The organism is Nonomuraea candida, from assembly GCF_000725485.1.
Taxonomy (GTDB): Bacteria; Actinomycetota; Actinomycetes; order Streptosporangiales; family Streptosporangiaceae; genus Nonomuraea; species Nonomuraea candida.
Map to the genome: position 1 here is coordinate 39,342 of NZ_JOAG01000018.1, position 14,877 is coordinate 54,218.

Annotated in this window: 14 protein-coding genes and 1 pseudogene; 3 read left to right on the forward strand and 12 right to left on the reverse strand. The window is 68.0% G+C overall.

Annotated elements, in window-relative coordinates; all coding sequences use genetic code 11:
- Window positions 1-68: 68 nt before the first annotated feature.
- From IO39_RS18370 to sodN, 3 genes are all read right to left on the reverse strand, one after another.
- On the reverse strand, window positions 69-848 hold the full coding sequence (locus IO39_RS18370; RefSeq protein ID WP_171074665.1) for an RNA polymerase sigma factor SigF: 780 nt from the start codon (window positions 846-848) through the stop codon (window positions 69-71).
- Window positions 849-865: 17 nt separating this feature from the next.
- A complete protein-coding gene (locus IO39_RS18375; protein WP_043624306.1) occupies window positions 866-1,303 on the reverse strand; it encodes an ATP-binding protein in 438 nt (145 codons plus the stop codon).
- A 127-nt stretch (window positions 1,304-1,430) separates the two neighbouring features.
- Complete coding sequence (sodN, locus tag IO39_RS18380; protein WP_084773057.1) at window positions 1,431-1,832, reverse strand: superoxide dismutase, Ni; 402 nt, start codon at window positions 1,830-1,832, stop codon at window positions 1,431-1,433.
- Window positions 1,833-1,918: 86 nt separating this feature from the next.
- Here sodN and IO39_RS18385 point away from each other — a divergent pair.
- A pseudogene (locus IO39_RS18385) lies at window positions 1,919-2,221 on the forward strand (S24 family peptidase); the annotation flags it as partial.
- 91 nt (window positions 2,222-2,312) lie between these two features.
- On the opposite strand, the gene IO39_RS18390 reads toward IO39_RS18385, so the two are convergent.
- The 4 genes from IO39_RS18390 to IO39_RS18405 form a co-directional block, all read right to left on the reverse strand.
- Complete coding sequence (locus IO39_RS18390; RefSeq protein WP_043624313.1) at window positions 2,313-2,738, reverse strand: CGNR zinc finger domain-containing protein; 426 nt, start codon at window positions 2,736-2,738, stop codon at window positions 2,313-2,315.
- A gap of 266 nt (window positions 2,739-3,004) precedes the next feature.
- Window positions 3,005-3,748 carry an amino acid ABC transporter ATP-binding protein gene (locus tag IO39_RS18395; RefSeq protein ID WP_043624315.1) on the reverse strand — a complete coding sequence of 248 codons (744 nt, stop codon included), beginning with the start codon at window positions 3,746-3,748 and terminating at the stop codon, window positions 3,005-3,007.
- On the reverse strand, window positions 3,745-4,572 hold the full coding sequence (locus IO39_RS18400) for an amino acid ABC transporter permease (protein ID WP_043624317.1): 828 nt from the start codon (window positions 4,570-4,572) through the stop codon (window positions 3,745-3,747). The genes IO39_RS18395 and IO39_RS18400 overlap by 4 nt, the downstream gene beginning before the upstream one ends.
- A 3-nt stretch (window positions 4,573-4,575) precedes the next feature.
- A complete protein-coding gene (locus IO39_RS18405) occupies window positions 4,576-5,445 on the reverse strand; it encodes an ABC transporter substrate-binding protein (protein WP_043624319.1) in 870 nt (289 codons plus the stop codon).
- 264 nt (window positions 5,446-5,709) lie between these two features.
- On the opposite strand from IO39_RS18405, the gene IO39_RS18410 reads away from it, so the two are divergent.
- Both IO39_RS18410 and IO39_RS18415 read left to right on the forward strand, forming a co-directional pair.
- Complete coding sequence (locus IO39_RS18410; RefSeq protein WP_157548542.1) at window positions 5,710-6,918, forward strand: NAD(P)-dependent malic enzyme; 1,209 nt, start codon at window positions 5,710-5,712, stop codon at window positions 6,916-6,918.
- Between the two features lie 386 nt (window positions 6,919-7,304).
- Complete coding sequence (locus IO39_RS18415; protein ID WP_043624325.1) at window positions 7,305-8,663, forward strand: NsdA family TPR-like regulatory protein; 1,359 nt, start codon at window positions 7,305-7,307, stop codon at window positions 8,661-8,663.
- A 52-nt stretch (window positions 8,664-8,715) separates the two neighbouring features.
- Here the strand turns inward: IO39_RS18415 and IO39_RS18420 are convergent, their stop codons facing one another.
- From IO39_RS18420 to IO39_RS59875, 5 genes are all read right to left on the reverse strand, one after another.
- Window positions 8,716-10,209 (reverse strand): trypsin-like serine peptidase, encoded by a 1,494-nt coding sequence (locus tag IO39_RS18420; protein WP_043624327.1) that lies wholly within the window; start codon window positions 10,207-10,209, stop codon window positions 8,716-8,718.
- Between the two features lie 180 nt (window positions 10,210-10,389).
- Window positions 10,390-11,955 carry a trypsin-like serine peptidase gene (locus IO39_RS18425; protein ID WP_043624329.1) on the reverse strand — a complete coding sequence of 522 codons (1,566 nt, stop codon included), beginning with the start codon at window positions 11,953-11,955 and terminating at the stop codon, window positions 10,390-10,392.
- 435 nt (window positions 11,956-12,390) lie between these two features.
- Entirely contained in the window at window positions 12,391-13,419 is a 1,029-nt protein-coding gene (locus IO39_RS18430; RefSeq protein ID WP_245642046.1) for a hypothetical protein, read from the reverse strand.
- Window positions 13,420-13,443: 24 nt separating this feature from the next.
- Entirely contained in the window at window positions 13,444-13,890 is a 447-nt protein-coding gene (locus IO39_RS57775) for a hypothetical protein (protein WP_245642048.1), read from the reverse strand.
- 501 nt (window positions 13,891-14,391) lie between these two features.
- Window positions 14,392-14,814, reverse strand: a complete 423-nt coding sequence (locus IO39_RS59875) for a transposase (protein WP_052423050.1) — start codon at window positions 14,812-14,814, stop codon at window positions 14,392-14,394.
- Window positions 14,815-14,877 lie beyond the last annotated feature (63 nt).

A 14,877-nucleotide genomic window follows, 5' to 3' on the forward strand; every position in this document is an offset into this window, starting at 1 on the left:
CATGGGTGTCGTGGATCAGCCGTCGTGCGCCGGCCGTCGCGGTCAGGCGCCGGCCGCCGGCCCGGCCGTCAGTCGTCGGCCGTCAGGCCCTCGCGCAGCTGGGCGAGGGTGCGGGCCAGCAGGCGTGAGACGTGCATCTGCGAGATGCCGAGCTCCGTGGCGATCTGCGACTGCGTCATGTTGCCGAAGAAGCGCAGCAGCAGGATGCGCTTCTCGCGCGGCGGCAGTCGTTCGAGCAGCGGCTTGAGCGACTCGCGGTATTCGACGCCCTCCAGCGACTCGTCCACGATGCCGAGCGAGTCGGACACCGCGGGGGCGTCGTCGTCGCCGGAGTCGGGCGCGTCGAGCGAGACCGTCGAGTAGGCGTTGGCCGACTCCAGCCCCTCCAGCACCTCCTCCTCGGTCATCTTGAGGTAGGAGGCCAGCTCAGCCACGGTCGGGGCGCGCCCCTCGCGCTGCGACAGATCGCTTATGGCCTTCGTCAGCGAGAGCTTCAGCTCCTGCAGGCGGCGCGGCACCCGGACCGCCCAGCCCTTGTCGCGGAAGTGCCGCTTGATCTCGCCCACGATGGTGGGGGTGGCGTAGGTGGAGAACTCCACCCCGCGGTTGAGGTCGAACCTGTCGATGGACTTGATCAGGCCGATCGTGGCGACCTGGGTCAGGTCGTCGAGCCACTCGCCTCTGTTGCGGAAGCGGCGGGCCAGGTATTCGACCAGGGGAAGGTGAAGCTCGACCAGCTCATCCCTGATGCGCTGGCGGCGCGGCTCCTCGGGGCCCAGCTCGGCCAGCTCGGCGAAGAGCATGCGGGCGCGCACCCTGTCGGGCACGGCGTGTTCGCTGGTGGCCATGGCTCCAGTCCTTTCCGTCACGCCGGCCCTGCCGTGCTCTGGGCCGCGCCTCGGCGCTTGCGCAGGACGATCGCCATGCGATCCGGGGAGTCGGTCACCGCGTCGACGTCGTCGGCCAGGGCGGTCAGGACCATCCAGGCGAAGTCGTCGCGCTTGGGAGCGGAGCTGCCGACGGTCGCCACCTCGACCCTGACCTGCATCTCCTGCCCGGTGAGCTCGAACTCCGCGGTCAGGTCGGTGCCCGGCACCGCCTCGGTCAGCAGCATCGCGCAGGCCTCGTCGACCGCGATGCGCAGATCCTCGATCTCGTCCAGGGTGAAGTCAAGCCGGGCCGCCAGGCCGGCGGTAGCCGTACGCAGCACAGACAGGTAGGCACTCGCCGCGGGGAGCCTGATGCTCACCACGTCACGGATGCCGGCCACGCCCTCCGCGCGCGTCTCGGTTTCCTCGGTCACGTTCCTCCTCGCGAATCCGACGCTGACTGCAACTTACCGCCCCTGAGAGGTGCTTGGACGATTCAGACTCGCCATCATCGGAAAAGGCTCTGCGCGGTCACCGACCGCGCAGAGCCTTTGTGCCGGTTTAGGCGGCCTTGGTCTCCCAGAAGATCTTGGAGATTTCGTCGATCTTGCCCAGCAGGTCCTCGGCCTTGGCCACGTCGACGGTGCCCTTGGCGCCCGCCGCGCCCGCGAGCTTCGTGGCGTCCCAGAACAGCTGGTGCAGCTGGGGGTACTGCTCGAGGTGCGGCGGCTTGAAGTAGTCGGTCCACAGGACCCAGAGGTGGTGCTTGACGAGCTCGGCGCGCTCCTCCTTGATGGTGATCGCGCGAGCGCGGAAGACCGGGTCCTCGTTCGCCGCGTACTTCTCCATGATCGCCTTGACCGACTCGGCCTCGATGCGGGCCTGGGCGGGGTCATAGACCCCACAGGGCAGGTCGCAGTGTGCGGAAGCGACATGCTTGGGTCGTAGCAGTCGTGCGAGCATCAGAAAATCCTTCCTGGATGCTGAATCAGCTTGGTCCACAACCGACCTTACTCGTGTCCTAACGCCCGAGGAGTAGGGGGTCTTCGACGATGAGAGTGCGTGTCGAAGGGGATTCGATGCGGCCCGCGCTGGTGCCTGGAGACTGGCTCCTGGTGCGCAGGGGGGCCGCCGTGCACCCCGGCGACCTCGTGGTGGCCAGGCTCCCCGGCGATCCCGATCAGCTCATCGTGAAACGCGCGCAGTGGCACGGGGCCGACGGGTGGTGGCTGGAGAGCGACAACCAGCGGGCCAGCGGGCGGCGCGACAGCTGGGACTTCGGGCCCGTCCAGGACATCGTGGGGCGCGTCGTGCTGCGTTACTGGCCCCTGGTGAGGAGACGCCCGCGCTGACGCCTGAGACGGCTTCAGGCCCCCGGGCGGGGCAGACGGGGTCCCGGTGGTGTCCCGTGCCCGCGGGCCCTCCAGGCGGCGCCTGGCGTCGTCAGGCGCCGTTCCTGCGGCGGGCGCGGAAGGCGGCCACGTTGGCGCGGCTGGCGCAGCGGGCCGAGCAGTAGCGGCGGGAGCGGTTGGAGGAGGTGTCGAGGAAGGCCAGGCCGCAGCGCGGGTCGCGGCACCGGCCCAGGCGGTCCGCGCCCAGCTCGGCGACGACCGCGGCCAGCCCCATCACGGCGGTCGCCGCGGGGTCCTCGGCCAGGTGCAGGTGCCAGCGGTGGCCGTCGTGGTCGGAGAGCTGGGGACGGACGGGATAGCGTGCCAGCAGGGCGTTGAGCCGCTCCGCGACGGCACGCTCGTCGCTCGCGGCGTCGAACACGGCGGCCAGCTCGTCGCGCAGCCGCCTGAGCTCCGGCGGCGGGTCAGGGTCGTTGACCAGCCGGACCGCCCACTCGGCGTAAGAGGTGAGGTCCATCCCTGTCCATTACAGCAGAAGACGGGGCGGCTCCGTCAACGATTTCCCCGCGCCGGACGCGGCGGTCGTCCCGGGCGTTCACCCGCGTGAGGCGGGAGATCGCCCGGACGTGCGGGCGGGCGCCGCAGGACGCGCTCGCCGTGCGGGGCGGGCGGCGCAGGACGCGCTCGCCGTGCGGGGCGGGCGGCGCAGGACGCGCTCACCGTGCGGGGCGGGCGGGTCGTGTCGTGCACGCGCCCGCCCGCCCCGCCCGGCTCACCGCGGGGCTACTCCTCCGGGTGCAGGACGCGGTGCAGGAAGGCGCGGGTGCGCTCCTGCTGCGGGTCGCCGATGACCTGGGCGGGCACGCCGTCCTCGACGATCACGCCGCCGTCCATGAACACCACCCGATCGGCCACCTGGCGCGCGAAGCCCATCTCGTGGGTGACCACGAGCATGGTCATGCCCTCCTCGGCCAGCTTGCGCATGACGGTCAGCACGTCGCCGACCAGCTCGGGGTCGAGCGCGGAGGTGGGCTCGTCGAAGAGCATCAGGCTCGGGTTCATGGCCAGCGCCCTGGCGATCGCGACCCGCTGCTGCTGGCCGCCGGAGAGCTGGCCGGGCAGCGCGTCGCACTTGGCGCCGACGCCGACCTTGTCCAGGTTGTCCCTGGCGACGACCTCGGCCTCCTTCTTGCCGCGCTTCAGCACGCGCTGCTGGGCGATCATCACGTTCTGCAGCGCGGTCATGTGCGGGAACAGGTTGAACTGCTGGAAGACCATGCCGATGCGGCGGCGTACGGCGTCGATGTCCACGTCGGGGTGGGTGACCTCGACGCCCTCCACGAACACCTGGCCCCTGGTGGGGGTCTCCAGCAGGTTCACGCAGCGCAGCAGGGTGGACTTGCCCGAGCCCGACGGGCCGATGACGCAGACCACCTGGCCGGGGTCGACGGTCATGTCGATGCCCTTGAGGACTTCGTTCCTGCCGAAGTACTTGTGCAGGTCTCGCAGCTCGATGGCGTGCGTCATCGCTTCCTCCCCTTACGCCCCTCCAGCCGGGACGCGAGGTAACCCAGCGGGATCGTGACGATCAGGTACGTCACGCCGGCGACCATGATGGGCGTGGCGTTGGCGTACTGGGAGGCCAGGTCGTTGCCGAACTTGGCGAGCTCGACGTACTCGCCGGACACGCCGAGGAACAGCACCAGCGAGGAGTCCTTGAGCAGGGCCACGAACTGGTTGGTGGTCGGCGGGATGACCATCCGGATGGCCTGCGGGATCACCACCGTGACCTGGGCGCGCGTGGCGGACATGCCCAGCGACCTGGCCGCCTCGGTCTGCCCCTTGGGCACGGCCTGCAGCCCCGCCCGGAAGATCTCCGCCTGGTAGGCCGCGCCGACCAGGCCGAGCCCGAGGATGCCCTGCCCGTACGTGCCGAACGGCACCTCGAAGCCCGGCAGCGCCAGCGGCAGGAACACGATCAGCAGGAAGATCAGCAGCGCGGGCAGGCCGCGGAAGATCTCGATGTACAGGATCGCGATCCACCGGTACGGCCGGACCTGCGACAGCCGCATGAGCGCCAGCAGCAGGCCCACGACGAACGCGAAGACGAACCCGCCGATCGTGTAGATGATCGTGTTGCGCAGTGCGATGGTGAACAGCTCGGGCAATGCCGCGCGCGCCACGTCGATCTTGGCGAAGTTCTGGGCGAGGCTGGCCCAGTCGGCGTACAGGACGACGGCGACGAGCGCGGCGGCCAGGACGACATATTGGATGCCCCGGCTGACCTGCTGCTTCTTGCGAGGGCTGAGCCCGGTGCGCCCGGGCTCAGCCGTCTTCGGCTGGTCGGCCATGTATCAGCCCAGCTCGCCGGGCTTCTTGCCGAACCACTTCACGTAGATCTTCTCGTAGGTGCCGTCCTGCTTGGCCTTGGCGATCTCCTCGTTGATCGTCTTCAGCAGGACGGGGTCGGCGCCCTTCTTCAGGCCGATTCCGTACTGCTCGCCGGTGTCGAGGGTGGCGATCATCTCGAACTTCTCGGCGATCTCGGGCTTCTTCAGCCAGGTGAGCACGACGGGAAGGTCCTGGATGATCACGTCGGCCTGGCCGGCCTGGAGGGCCAGCAGCTCCTTGGCGGAGTCGGCGTACTCGGTGACGTCGGGGAAGCCGTTCTTCTTGGCGTACTCGAGGCCGGTCGTGCTGGCCTGGCCGCCCAGCTTGAGCCCCTTGGACTTGACGTCCGCCAGGGACTTGGCGCCCGTGCCCTTCTTGGCCAGCAGCGCCTGGGTGGCGTCGAAGTACGGCTCGGAGAAGTCGATGTTCTGCTGGCGCTCGGGGGTGATCGTCATGCCGGCGGCGGCGACGTCGCACTTGCCCGCCGCCATGGCGGCACCGCTCTTGATCACCGCGAAGTCGATGTCGACGATGTTCTGGGTCACGCCCAGCTTCTTGGCGGCGAGATCGACGATGTCCACGTCGAACCCGACGACCTTGCCGCTGTCGTCCTTGAACTGGAAGGGCTCGTAGGGGATGTTCGTGCAGACCGTGAGCTTGCCGGGCTGCACGAGCTTGGCGCCCCCGGCGGCGGAGGCGCTCGCACCGGTCGTGCCGGAGCTCGTGCCCGAGCTCGTGCCGGTGTCGCTGCCGCACGCGGTGAGCGCGAGAGCAGCGGCCAAGGCGAGCGCGCCGGCGGCGTAGCCCCGGCGGCCCTGGGGTCTGAGGGCCATGTACGGCCTCCTCCGAAATGAAAAGCCATGAAACTTGCGTTTTGTGCAGTTTAGATGCGATTTTGCGGCAGTCCGTCATCGGATGTTTAACGATGCGTCAACAGAACGGCGTCGGCGATGACACCGACCACCATCTCACCCTGTGGCACTATGGGGACACGGGTGACCCCCGAACCCCCTCACGCGACGACTGGCGAGGGGACGATGGCAGCTACCGACGCCAGCCCGCTCGCGCTCGTCCGCCGTAGGTCTCTTCCGCTCCCGATGACTACAGGGGTCGCTGTGGCTGTCACGCCCGCTTCCGCATCCGTCGAAACACCCGACCACGATCCGGCCTTCGCCCTCCACCGCGGAGGCAAGATCGAGATCCGCTCCACCGTTCCCGTCCGCGACGCCGACGACCTGGCGCTCGCCTACACGCCCGGCGTCGCCCGGGTCTGCACCGCCATCGCCGACCGGCCCGAGCTGGCCGGCGACTACACCTGGGTCTCCAACGTGGTGGCCGTCGTCTCCGACGGCACCGCCGTGCTCGGCCTGGGCGACATCGGCCCCGCGGCCGCCATGCCGGTGATGGAGGGCAAGGCGCTGCTGTTCAAGGAGTTCGCCGGCGTCGACGCCGTCCCGATCTGCCTCGACTGCACCGACGTCGACGGCCTGGTCGAGACCGTGGTGCGCCTCGCGCCGTCGTTCGGCGGCATCAACCTGGAGGACATCAGCGCGCCCCGCTGCTTCGAGGTCGAGGACCGGCTGCGCGACCTGCTCGACATCCCGGTCTTCCACGACGACCAGCACGGCACCGCCATCGTGGCGCTGGCCGCCCTGCGCAACGCCGCGCGGCTGACCGGGCGCACGCTCGGCGACCTGCGCGCCGTCGTGGCGGGCGCGGGCGCGTCGGGCGTGGCCGTCACGCGCATCCTGCTGGAGGCGGGCATCGGCGACATCGCGGTCTCCGACTCCAAGGGGATGATCTACCAGGGCCGCGACGGGCTCAACCCGGTCAAGCAGGCGCTGGCCCGCGACACCAACCGGGCCGGGCACACCGGCTCCACCGAGGAGGCCCTGGAGGGCGCCGACCTGTTCCTCGGGCTGTCGGGCTCGACGGTCTCGGAGCGGGCGATCGCCTCCATGGCGCCCGACGCCATCGTGTTCGCCCTGTCCAACCCGACGCCCGAGGTGCACCCCGAGGTGGCCGCCAGGCACGTCAAGGTCGTGGCCACCGGGCGCTCCGACTTCCCCAACCAGATCAACAACGTGCTGGCCTTCCCCGGCGTGTTCCGCGGGGCGCTCGACGTGCGGGCCACCACCATCACGGAGAACATGAAGGTGGCCGCGGCCGACGCGCTGGCGGGCGTGGTGGGCGACGACCTGTCGCCGGAGTACATCATCCCGAGCCCGTTCGACGAGCGGGTCGCGCCGGCCGTGACGGCAGCCGTGGCCGCCCAGGCCCGCGCCGACGGGGTCGCGCGCCGCTGAGGGCGTGAAGGGCGGCGCCTGAAGGGCGGCGCCGACGAGGTCGCGCCGCTGAGGACGTGCAGGGCGGCGGGCGGGGCCCTCGGGGCTCCGCCCGCCGCTCGTTTCGCCGAGCCCCCGGCGGCCGCTCGTTTCGCCGGCCCGATCGCGGCGCCCGTGCCCGCCCGCGGCTCCTTTCGCCGTTCCGGTCCAGCTCAACGGGGGTTGCGGATTACTCGCGCATGGCCCGGGTAGTGGGGACGCCCGTCCAGGAGCCGACGCCGTGTGCCCACGGGTGGGGAATGGAGTTGGGGTGACCTTTGGGAACTGCCATAAATCCTTTACGCAAGGTGCTATAACAGTATCTCTCTGTAATGATGTGGGCGCCGACTCCTGTGACGAGGAGAGCGATGGAACGCGAGCCGAATCGACTGCTGCAGCAGCTCATCGCAGAGGCGGGGTTTTCCCACAAGGGATTGGCCAGGCGCCTCAACGATCTGGGAGCCGCACGCGGCACGCCGGGGCTGAAGTATGACCACAGCTCCGTGCTGCGCTGGATCGGAGGTCAGCGGCCCCGCGATCCGGTGCCGTGCCTGCTCACGGAGATCTTCGCGCTGCGCCTGGGGCGGCCGATCACCTCGGAAGACCTGGGCATGCCGGCCATCACCACACCCCTCGATCTCGGACAGGAGTTCACGCACACCTGGCAGGAGGGGGTCGCGACCGTGACGGCGCTGTGGCGGGCCGATGTGGAGAGACGGAGGTTCCTGATCGACTCGACGTTCGCGATCGGAGCAGGCTCCGTCGGAGCCGTACGCTGGCTGACGTCCCCTTCCGAGGGGCGACCGAGCGGCACGGGGGTGCGGCGCGTAGGCCGCGCCGACATCGCCGCCATCCACGAGGTCACCCGATCCTTCGGTGAGCTCGACAACCGCTTCGGCAGCGGACGGGTCCGCTCGTCCGTGGTCAAATACCTCGACACCGCCGTCTCGCCCCTGCTCAAGGACGGCTCCTACGGCGAGTCCACCGGCCGGCAGCTCGCCGCCGCGGCCGCGGAGCTGACCCGCCTGGCGGGCTGGATGGCCTACGACATGGAGCAGCACGGCCTGGCGCAGCGCTACCTGATCCAGGCCCTGCGCCTGGCCAGGGGCGCCGACGACCAGACGCTGGGCGGCGAGATCCTGGCCGGCATGGCGCACCAGGCCATCTACATGGGCCAGCCCGCCCACGCCCTCGACCTGGCCAGGGCCTCCCAGATGGCGGCGCGCAAGGCCGGGGTGCAGACGCTGCTGGCCTCCGCGCACGTCCTGGAGGCCCACGCGCACGCCGGGCTGGGCGACGCCCGGTCCTGCGGGCACTCCCTGCACCAGGCCGAGTGCGCCTTCGACGCCCGCGAGCCGGCCGAGGAGCCGCCGTGGCTGAGCTACTTCGACGAGGCCTACCTGTCGGCGAAGTTCGCCCACTGCTTCCGCGACCTGGGCGAGGGGGAGCGGGTGGTGCGGCAGGCGCGGCGCTCGCTCGACATGGACTCCCGATACGTGCGGGGGCGCATGTTCAACCTGTCGCTGCTGGCCGCCGGGCTGTTGCAGTGCGGGGAGCTGGAGGAGGCGTGCTCGGCCGCGGCCGGGGCGCTGACGCTGGCCGGCGAGCTGCAGTCGGCGCGGTCCCGGTCGTACGCGGCCGATCTGCGGCGGCGGCTGGAACCGTACAAGGACGAGCGGCCGGTGATGGCGCTGCGCGAGCGCACGCGGGAGCTGAGCGCCGTGTGACCCGCCCGGTCCGGGCCGTCGTGGCGGCCCGGACCGGGAGCGGTCGTCGTGCCTACGGGAGCAGCTCGCCGTTGGGGCCCACGATCGACTTGGTCGCCGCGTAGTTGGCCTTGTTGTAGACGTCGGCGGTCTCGCCGTCGAAGATGGCCGAGCTGATGTGGTCGATCCGGTCGTTCTCGTCGTTGTCGGCGTAGAGGCTGGTCACGCCGTTGACGTAGCCGGTGCGCTTGCTGTTGTCGTACTTGATGAGCCAGGGGCCGCCGTCGGCGCCGCCGGTCATCGAGCACTTGAGCATCTGGTGGGTCTCGACCTTGAACATGTTGACCTGCACGCTCTTCGTGGAGGTCTTGCCGACGCACCACTTGGGGGTCACGCCGGTGAACGGGCGGTCGCCGTCGGGGTGCGCGGCGCTCGGATAGCCGAAGGCGGTCACCTGCTGGCCGAGCGGCTGGTTCCAGGCGAAGCCCTGCCCGCCGACGACGTCACCGAGCCGGCCCCTGTCCTTGGCGATGCCGATGATGTAGTGGGCCTCGAAGTACTTGCGCGAGGTGCCGGGCTTGACCCACTTCTGCGTGTAGTAGTGGGTGATGGTGTAGTTGCCGAGCTTGTCGGGGCCGTCGCCCTTGGCACCGGGGCCCGTGTAGGCGTCCCACTGCGTCTTGGTGACCTGCTCCACGACGGGCTCGCCGAACTTGAAGCCCTGGCCCTTGCCGGTCTTGGCGGCGTCGTACTTGTCCTTGGAGACCTCTTCCTTCTCCAGGACGGCGTCCGGGTGGTCGGGACCGGCGAGCTGGGCGTCCTCGTCCTTGCCCTCGGACCAGCACTCGCCCAGGTTGAGCTGGCACTTGGCGAACTCTTCCGCGGTGATCTCGCGCGGCTTGAGCCACTTGTCGCCGGCCCACGCCTTGAATTCCTTGTGCGAGACCTCCTTCTCGCCGCCCAGCGAGAAGCCGTTGTGCACCGCGACGAAGGCGTAGTCGCCGTCATAGTCGTCGTAGGTGTCGAGGTCGTAGGCGGTGAACGCGTAAGCGCCCGCGTAAACGCCCCAGGGAGCCCTCCCCTGGTAATAACCGGGGATAAATACCCACTTGTCGTAAACATCGGTCTTGCCGTTTTCAAAGACACAGTGGCCGGCGGTGACGACCAGGTTGCGGTGCCTCGACTGGATGGAGGTGGCCGAGCACCAGTTGTACTTGCCGTCCTTGGTCAGGAAGAAGACCTTGCCGATGTTCTTCGGCAGGTTGACGTTCTTGCTGGTGGTCGCCTTCCCGGTGGTGGTCGGGGCGGTCATGCCGGGCTTGCCGTCGTAGTCGCCCTTGCCGCCGGAGCTGACCAGCTTGGGCACGACCTTGGTGTCCAGGTTGAACTGCGTCGCCTTGCGCAGGGCGGCGCCATTGGCGTCGAGCCAGAAATAAGCGGCTCCGTACGCGTCGGCGGGCTTGGGGGCTAGTTCGTCTTTCGCCCAGTGCGGCGCCGCGCTGGCGGGCGCGGCTATGACGGCGGCGCTCAGGCCGGCGGCGGCGAGGGGGATGAGCAGGCGCTTCACGGGAGGCTCCACGGTTGTCAGAAAGGGTGTAAGGACCCTATCGACCCTTCGGTCACTCTGGTAATGGAAATTCTCGGTTTTGTCCCAGAAAAGGCCAAAGGGCCCGGCTGGATGCCGAGCCCTTTGGTTACTGCTGTGGAACGTCGAACAAGTCGCCGTTCACACGATCCCGCAGCTCTACTACTTGATGAGCTTGCCGGACCACGAGGCCGAAGCGGCCTTGTAGATCGCGGCGGTCTCACCGTCGAAGATCGGCGAGGTGATCGTGTCGTAGCGGTTGTTCTTGTCGGTGTCGGCGATGAGGCTGGTGACACCGTTGACGTAGCCGAGACGCTTGCTGTTGCTGTACTTGTACAGCCACGGGCCACCGTCGTAGCCGGCGGTCACGGCGCACTTCAGCGACTGCTGCTCCTCGACCTTCTTGGAGGGGATGAGGAGCTTCTTCGTCGCGGTCTTGCCGTAGCACCACTTCGGCGTGACACCGGTGTACGGCTTGTTGCCGTCCAGGTGCGGGCCGAAGGGGTAACCGAAGGTACGGACGGCCTTGCCACCGACCTGGTTCCACGCGACACCCTGCCCACCAACGTTGTCGCCGAGGCGGCCAACGCTCTTGAGCTCGTGCCCGATGATGAAGTAGTCCGTGCGGATGTACTTCTTCGCGGCGCCCGGCTTCTGCCACAGCTGCACGTAGTAGTGCGTGATGGTGGAGTTGCCGCGACGGTCCAGCTTGACGGTGCCGGGGAACTCAGCGTTGGGCTTCGGAACGTTCTCGCCCTCGATGGGCTTGGTGACGTCCACGCCCTGGCCCTGGAGGTAGGCGATGGCCTCCTCGTAGGTGACCTGCTCGACCTCGGGCTCACCGAACTTGCGGCCCTGGCCCTTGCCGACCGGGGCAGCCTTGTACTCGGCCTCGGTGACCTCGGACTTGACAACCTCGGCACCGGGGTAGTTCGGGCCGGCCGGAGCCGGGTCCGAGCCCTCAACGGCGCGGTAGTACTCGGAGGTCTTGGGGTCGAGCTTGCCCTTCTTGAACTCGTTCCAGGAAACCTCGACCTCCTTCTTCTCCTTCTGGCCGTCGTAGGCGCGGTACTCGGCCCGCGTAACCTGCTTCGGCTTGTACATCGCGCCGCCGATGCCGTCGTAGACGGTCACGAAGGCGTAGTCGCGGTCGAAGTCCTCGTAGACGTCGAAGTCGTAGTGGGTGAAGGCCTGCTTACCCACGTAGACGCCCCAAGGAGCGCGGCCCTGGTAGTAACCGGGGACGAAGACCCACTTGGAGACGACCTCGTCGTTGGCGGCGATGTCGTAGACGCAGTGACCGGCCGTGGCGACCAGGTTGCGGTACTGCGACTGGATCGACGTACCGGAGCACCAGTACAGCGAGCCGTCACGGTACTCGAAGAACACCTTGCCGATGGTCTTCGGCAGGTTGACGTTCTGCACCTTGACGGTGGTCTTCTTCTCCTCGCCGATGGGCTGGGTCGAGCCCGGCTTGGTGTCGGAGCTGTAGCCGCCACCGGAGGAGATCTTCTGAACCTCGAGAGCGTCGGGGTTGAAGGCCACGGCCTTCTTCAGCGCCGCGTTGTCCGACTTGGTCCAGAACTCGAGGGTCTCGATGGCCTTCGCCTCAGCGGCGAGGACGTCCTCGGAGATCTTGTCGTCGGCCTGAGCGGTGCTGGCGAGGCCGGCAGCCAGGAGACCAGTGGCCAGAATGGCGCCACCGGCCGGGAGGAGGATGCGCTTCACGGTAACTCCTTGCGCTGTCGTGGAACGCCTCTTGCGTCCCATGCGTCAGTAAAGGGATAGCCAGGAACATACAGTGTCGATCTTGAGAACCGGAAGCCGCTTTGGTGGGAAAAGATGCGACAAGCCGGGCGTGATCGTTTCGTGATGTTTAAGTGGCCGATGCGCAGGAGCTGAGGGAAGCGAGGGTCTTACCCGTTTGCCCTGATCAACATAAAGAAGTTGTCAGTGTGACCGGCGGGACCGAAGCATCCGCTTGGTTCTCGCCGTCGAAGGCATGTGAGACAGATCACATTGGGTTGATGGCACCGTATGGCGCTCCCATGCGTCCAAACGCCTTCAACTTCCGGCGGGAACGCAGAAGGGGCCCGGCAGGATGCCGGGCCCCTTCGCTCACAACGGGGGACGAACGGTCTACGACCGATCGCTATCCGTCACTTAGACGATCTTGCCGGACCACGAGGCCGCAGCGGCCTTGTAGACGGTGTTGGTCTCGCCGTCGAAGTACGGCGACGAGATGTAGTCGACGCGACCGTTGCCGTCCTGGTCGTTGAAGGTGCTGGTGACACCGTTCACGTAGCCGAGACGCTTGCTGTTGCTGTAGTTGTACAGCCACGGACCACCGTCGGCGCCCTCGGTCATGGCGCACTTGAGGGCCACGTGCTCCTCGATCTTCTTGGCAGCCGAACCGACCAGCTTCTTCGTGGTCTTGCCGTAGCACCACTTCGGGGTGACGCCGGTGTAGTTCTTGTTGCCGTCGGGGTGAGGAGCCGCCGGGTAGCCGAACACGCGCACGGCCTTGCCGGTCGGCTGGTTCCACGCGAAGCCCTGACCGCCGACGTTGTCACCGAGACGACCGGCGTCCAGGGACTTGTGGTCGATGATGTAGTAGACGGTCTTGAAGAACTTCGTGTCGGAGCCGGGCTTGTACCACTGCTGCACGTAGAAGTGCGTCAGGGTCCAGTTGCCGCGCCGGTCCTCCTTGACGGTGGCCGGGTGCTGCTTGGTGGGTGCCGGCAGGGGCTTGCCGGGCTCCCAGTTCGGGTCCTGCTTCTTGATGTAGGTGTGGGCCTCGCTGGTGGTCACGATCTCGGTGACCGGCTCGCCGAACTTCTTGCCGTTGCCCTTGCCCGAGCGGGCGGCGCTGTACTCGGCCTCGGTGACCGGCACCTTGGCGACCTCGGCGCCGGGGTAGTCCGGACCGGTCGGCTCGGCCTTGGAGCCGCGCTTGACCCAGTACGACTCCGTCGAGGTCGGGTCGAGCTTGCCCTTGCGGAACTCTTCCCGGGTGATCTCGACGTCCTTGGCGTCCTTGAGACCGGTGTACTTGTCCCACTCGGCCTTGGAGACGTTCTTGCTGGACTCGCCGCCGATCTTGACACCGTTGTAGACGGTGACGAAGGCGTAGTCGCGGTCGTAGTCCTCGTAGACGTCGAAGTCGTAGTGGGTGAAGGCCTGCTTGCCCACGTAGATGCCCCAGGGAGCCCTGCCCTACACGCAGTGACCGGCCGTGGCGACCAGGTTGCGGTACTTGGACTGGATCGAAGTGGCGGAGCACCACTTCTTCTCGCCCTTGCTGTTGACGAAGAAGACCTTGCCGATGGTCTTCGGCATGTTGACGTTCTGGACCTTGGTGGAGGTCTTCTTCTCCTGGCCGATGGGCGCGGTGGAGCCCGGCTTGGTGTCCGCGCTGTAGCCGCCCTTGCTCTGCAGCTTGGCGACGTCGGACTTGTCCCAGACGTTCGACTCGGTAGCGGCCTTGAGGGCGGCACCGTTGTTCTCCGCCCAGAACTGCGCGATGGCGTTGGCGTTGGCAGCAGAGGTCGCCAGGTTGTCCTTGGCGACGTCGGTGTCGGCGGAAGCCGTACCGGCGAGGCTGGCGGCCAGAAGACCGGTGGCCAGAACGGCGCCACCGGCGGGGATGAGGATGCGCTTCAAGGGAACTGCTCCTTGCTCTGTCGTGGGTCGCAACTTGCGTCCCATGCGTCAGTAAAGGGATAGCAAGGAACATAGCGTGGTGATCTCCGCAGGTGAAACCCGGTTTGGATAAGTCGGTAGACGCCCTTATCGGCGTTACATTTCCGTGACCTGTCAGTGATCTTCGCGCGTTGTGATCAGAGCGTCACGTTTTCGCAGGGTATGGAGGGGTTTTCGTTGCTGGTACGAAAGTACCGTTAGGCTCTTGTTGCAGAGCGTGACCAGATGAATGTGACTTAGATCACAGGAACCGGATCGGAGTCATACCCGTCTAAGATGACCCGATTCTCACAGGTGATCTTCAGGAAAGGGTTGGAGGGGCCGGGAACACGGGGATTTCGGCGCTGCGGAGAGGGTTTCGGGGCGGGCGTTCCACCCGACGGCGCTCACGCCTGAGGGCCCCCGAGGCGTGCGGAGCCGGCTGGGGGTTGAGGGCGCCGGTCATGGACCGGGGGGAGCCTTCTAGGGCTCGCGGGGCCTCACCGCGTCGCCCAGGAGGGCCTGGAGGCTCGCCAGGACCGCCGCGTCCTTCGTGTCCGGTGCGAGCGGCGGGGTGCCGGGGGAGCCGGGGTGGTGGGCCCGGGGGAAGCCGGGATCGGGCGGGGACGACCTGCCCACGCGCGCGGTGCCGGTGGAGTCCGCCGTGAGCGCGAGGGTCAGGCGCTGCCAGGTGCCGTCGGCCAGCCAGCGGCGGTGGCGCTTGTAGATGGTGACCCAGCAGCCGTACCGGTCGGGCAGGTGACGCCAGCGGACACCGGTGCGGGCCTGGTAGAGCAGGCCGTTGATCACGGTCCGGTCGTCGGCCGACCGGCCGTCGCGGTCGCCGTCGGGGAGCAGCGCGGCCACTCGTTCCCACTCGGCGTCCGTCAGATCGTCACGACGCATGCGCCCATCGTGACAAGGCAAACACCGTCTGTCAGTGAAACCAAGAAAGATCTTCACACGGTT

What these genes read in the sequence shown, in the direction of transcription:
- IO39_RS18370 (WP_171074665.1), bottom strand. Translation starts at nt 848, where the DNA reads ATGGCCACCAGCGAACACGCCGTGCCCGACAGGGTGCGCGCCCGCATG.
- sodN (WP_084773057.1), bottom strand. Translation starts at nt 1,832, where the DNA reads ATGCTCGCACGACTGCTACGACCCAAGCATGTCGCTTCCGCACACTGC.
- IO39_RS18390 (WP_043624313.1), bottom strand. Translation starts at nt 2,738, where the DNA reads ATGGACCTCACCTCTTACGCCGAGTGGGCGGTCCGGCTGGTCAACGAC.
- IO39_RS18395 (WP_043624315.1), bottom strand. Translation starts at nt 3,748, where the DNA reads ATGACGCACGCCATCGAGCTGCGAGACCTGCACAAGTACTTCGGCAGG.
- IO39_RS18400 (WP_043624317.1), bottom strand. Translation starts at nt 4,572, where the DNA reads ATGGCCGACCAGCCGAAGACGGCTGAGCCCGGGCGCACCGGGCTCAGC.
- IO39_RS18405 (WP_043624319.1), bottom strand. Translation starts at nt 5,445, where the DNA reads ATGGCCCTCAGACCCCAGGGCCGCCGGGGCTACGCCGCCGGCGCGCTC.
- IO39_RS18410 (WP_157548542.1), top strand. Translation starts at nt 5,710, where the DNA reads ATGACTACAGGGGTCGCTGTGGCTGTCACGCCCGCTTCCGCATCCGTC.
- IO39_RS18415 (WP_043624325.1), top strand. Translation starts at nt 7,305, where the DNA reads ATGGAACGCGAGCCGAATCGACTGCTGCAGCAGCTCATCGCAGAGGCG.
- IO39_RS59875 (WP_052423050.1), bottom strand. Translation starts at nt 14,814, where the DNA reads ATGCGTCGTGACGATCTGACGGACGCCGAGTGGGAACGAGTGGCCGCG.